The 3,339-nt window shown below is 59.7% G+C and carries 3 protein-coding genes and 2 pseudogenes; all 5 read right to left on the bottom strand.

Features of this window, described 5'->3' with window-relative positions:
* Positions 1-724, bottom strand: a 724-nt coding sequence (locus VZ95_RS08150) for an ABC transporter ATP-binding protein (RefSeq protein ID WP_045775408.1), incomplete at its 3' end; no start/stop codon positions are given.
* Between the two features lie 61 nt (positions 725-785).
* A pseudogene (locus VZ95_RS28110) lies at positions 786-1,589 on the bottom strand (ABC transporter substrate-binding protein); the annotation flags it as partial.
* A 37-nt stretch (positions 1,590-1,626) separates the two neighbouring features.
* Positions 1,627-2,064 (bottom strand): ABC transporter substrate-binding protein, encoded by a 438-nt coding sequence (locus VZ95_RS28105; RefSeq protein WP_269747085.1) that lies wholly within the window; start codon positions 2,062-2,064, stop codon positions 1,627-1,629.
* 62 nt (positions 2,065-2,126) lie between these two features.
* The gene (locus VZ95_RS08140; protein ID WP_045775407.1) at positions 2,127-3,197 is read right to left on the bottom strand and encodes a branched-chain amino acid ABC transporter permease; all 1,071 of its coding nucleotides are present in this window, start codon (positions 3,195-3,197) and stop codon (positions 2,127-2,129) included.
* 18 nt (positions 3,198-3,215) lie between these two features.
* A pseudogene (locus VZ95_RS23960) lies at positions 3,216-3,339 on the bottom strand (branched-chain amino acid ABC transporter permease); the annotation flags it as partial.

The raw sequence follows: 3,339 nt of genomic DNA, 5'->3' as shown, positions 1-3,339 counted from the left end.
CGGCAGTCCCATCGAGCACGATTTTACCCTGCTCCATGATATAGCCGTAAGAGGCACAGGAGAGCGCCATGCGGGCGTTTTGCTCCACCAGCAGAATGGTAACGCCCAGCTCCTTATTGATCTGGCGGATGATCGAAAATACTTCCTTCACCAGCAGCGGCGACAGGCCCATCGACGGCTCATCCATCAGAATGAGTTTTGGACGCGCCATCAGCGCGCGACCGATAGCGAGCATCTGTTGCTCGCCGCCGGAAAGATAGCCGGCAAGGCCCGTGCGCTCCTTGAGGCGCGGGAAATACTCATACACCCGGTCGATATCGCTGTTGATCTCGCGGTCGCGTCGGGTAAAGGCCCCGAGCAGCAGATTCTCCCGGCAGGTCATATCGGCGACGATGCGGCGGCCTTCCATCACCTGAAAAATGCCGCGCCGGACGATTTGGCCGGGGTCGAGCCCGCTGACCGTCTCGCCGCGAAACTGCACCGAGCCGCGCGTGATCGCGCCGTCTTCGGCTTTCAGCAGGCCGGAAATCGCCTTCAGTGTCGTCGATTTACCCGCACCATTCGCGCCGAGCAGGGCGACGATTTCGCCCTCCGGCACCGCGAGGCTGAGGCCGCGCAGCACGAGGATCACGTCACTATACACGACTTCGATATTATTGACCGAGAGCAGCGGCGGCGCGGTCTCGGGCTTCTCGGCATCGAGCTTTTGAGCAACTTGGGTCACATCTCTCCCCTTTCCCAAGCCCCCCCGGCCCCTCTTAACGAGAGGCCGGGGATGGCCGCACTTACCAGCCGAGCAGGTCGAGCTTGCGTTCCAGCTTCACGTCCGCCGCTTTTTCGAGCTTAATCACCTTGCCGATCAGGTCCGGCAGCGGCGCGTCGGTATTGCCCGAAACGGTGGTTTTAAACAGGGCCACGTCCAGCGTCGGGCGGTGATCGTCTTCGGTCCAGGTGACGGGACGGCAAACGCCTTCGAGGCCCGCCGGAACCCAATCCTTCTTCTGATAGAAGGCCTTCTTCACGTTCGGGCCGGAAACGCCGCCGTTCTTATCGGCCCATTCCAGCGCTTCCTTCATGTAATAGGAGGCGCAGATCCCAGCCACATAATGCAGCGACCGATAGCCGCCCGAAGCGTCGGTGCGTTTGGCGATATCGCGGATCAGCTTCATGCCGGGCACGTCCGCGCCCCACAGAACATCGGTGCGCATCGGGTAGATAACGCCATTACCGGCAGTGCCCGCCGCCTTCAGCGCGTTTTCATCGACGCCCCAAACATTGCCGAGGAACTGAACGTCAACCCCCGCCGTCTGGCAGGCCTTCATCACCGCCACGTCGGACGCTGCCGTATTGCCCAAGTACGCATAATTCGCGCCCGATTGCTTCAGCGTGAGGCATTGCGCCGTGAAATCGCCCGGTGCGAGCGGGAATTGAATGGCGGGAAGCACGTCGAACCCCGCCGCCTTGGCGGCTTCTTCCCCAGCGGCCTTGGGGGCGTTCGGGTAGGGATGGTTCGCGCCCATATGCACATATTTCGGCGCCCCGGCCTTGCCCTTGGCTTTCCAATCGGCCGCCGCCCATTGCACCATAGCGCGCGCCGAATCGGAATAGCTCGGCCCGTAGAAGAAGTTATAGGGCGTCGCCTTTTCCGTGCGCGGGCCTTTTTTTCATCGGGTCGGTGAGCTGCCCCGCGTAGGAGCCGGAGAGATAGGGGATTTCATCTTGCGTGACGAAATTCACCAAAGCTTCGGTATCCGCCGTGCCCCAGCCCATGATGGCCGAGATTTTCGGGCTGTCGCCGGTCCATTTCTTATAGGTCGCCAGGGCGCGCGGCACTTGGTAGCCGTAATCGACGGTATCGATCTCGACCTTTTTGCCGTTCACGCCACCGGTGGCGTTGATATGGGCAAAAGCTTCGGCCACGCCTTCGCCGAACGGCTTGCCGATATCGGACGTGCCGCCGGTATAATCGGCAAGATGGCCGATCTTGATTTGAGCGGCGGCGACGCCCGGAACGGCGAGCGCCAAAACAAGCCCGGTCGCGGTGAGTAAGTGTTGAACGCGCATAGTTTCCTCCCAGTGGATTGTGTGCGTTTAATTTCCCATCTCTCTTTGACTTTGCGTCTTTTTTAGTAAGAGAAGGGGTAGAGCTTCCAGTAAGCCTTGATCTGCCGCCACCGATGGGCGAGCCCATCGGGTTCGAAGATTAGGAACAGGATAATGGTGGCCCCGATGGCGATTTCGCGCAAATACGAAACATTCGCCCGCAGGCCCAAGGCGGTATCGATAAAGCTGCCCGACAGCAGCCGCGTGAGCGTATCCATCGCTTCGGGCAGCAGCACCATGAAGGCGGTTCCCATCAGCGTGCCCATCACCGAGCCGAGGCCACCGATGATAATCATGCCGAGGAACTGGATCGAGAGCAGAATAGTAAAGCCTTCGACCGAGACGAACTGGGCGTAATGGGCCGAGAGCGCCCCGCCGATGCCTGCGAAAAACGCCGAGAGGCCGAAGGAAAGCACCCGATATTTCATCAGGTTAATCCCCATCATTTCCGCCGACAGATAATGGTCGCGCACGGCGATCAAGGCCCGCCCGTCGCGGGTGCGCATCAGATTGGCGACGGCGACGAAGGAGATCACCAGATAAAAGAGCACAACGTAGAAGTAGCTCTTATCGTTGGTGAACTTGAAGCCGAAGATCGAGAAAGGCTCCGCATGCGCCCCGGCGACCCCGCCGGTAAACCATTCGGCCCGCGCAAAGAAATCTTGCAAGATGATCTGCGCTGCCAAAGTGGCGATGGCGAGATAAAGCCCCTTCAGCCGCCCCGCCGGCAGGCCGAACAAGAGGCCGACCGCCGTTGTCATCACCCCCGCCAGCGGAATGGCAAAGAACACCGGAATGCCGTGATTGCTGATCCAGGCCGAGGCGAAGGCCCCGAAGCCGAAGAAGGCGGCATGGCCAATCGAAATCTGCCCGGTAAAGCCGACAACGATGTTCAGCCCCAGCGCGGCAATCGCGTAATAGCCGATCTGGATGAACAGCGAGAGCAGGTAATTACTGACCAGGAAGGGCGATGCCGCCAACAGCGCCACCCCCAGCACCGCAAAGAGAAACGAATTCCTTGTGTCAAAAATATGCGTATCGGCCGCATAAGTGGTTCGAAAATCCCCACAGGGGCGCATGCTTGTACCGGCCATGATCTTTCCCCTGAAAGGTTAAACGCGTTCGATGTCTTTGGTGCCGAAGAGGCCGTAGGGCTTAATCATCAAAATCAAGATCAGCACGTAGAACGGCGCGACCTCGTACATGTTCCCCCAATTGAGGAACTGGCTGTCGATA

It is taken from the genome of Elstera litoralis (genome assembly GCF_000963705.1).
Classification (GTDB): Bacteria; Pseudomonadota; Alphaproteobacteria; order Elsterales; family Elsteraceae; genus Elstera; species Elstera litoralis.
The sequence above is the reverse complement of the archived record's forward strand: the minus strand, read 5'-3'. Positions and strand labels throughout refer to the sequence as shown.

Coding starts and splice junctions, on each gene's coding strand:
- VZ95_RS08140 (WP_045775407.1), bottom strand. CDS start 3,197: ATGGCCGGTACAAGCATGCGCCCCTGTGGGGATTTTCGAACCACTTAT.
- VZ95_RS28105 (WP_269747085.1), bottom strand. CDS start 2,064: ATGCGCGTTCAACACTTACTCACCGCGACCGGGCTTGTTTTGGCGCTC.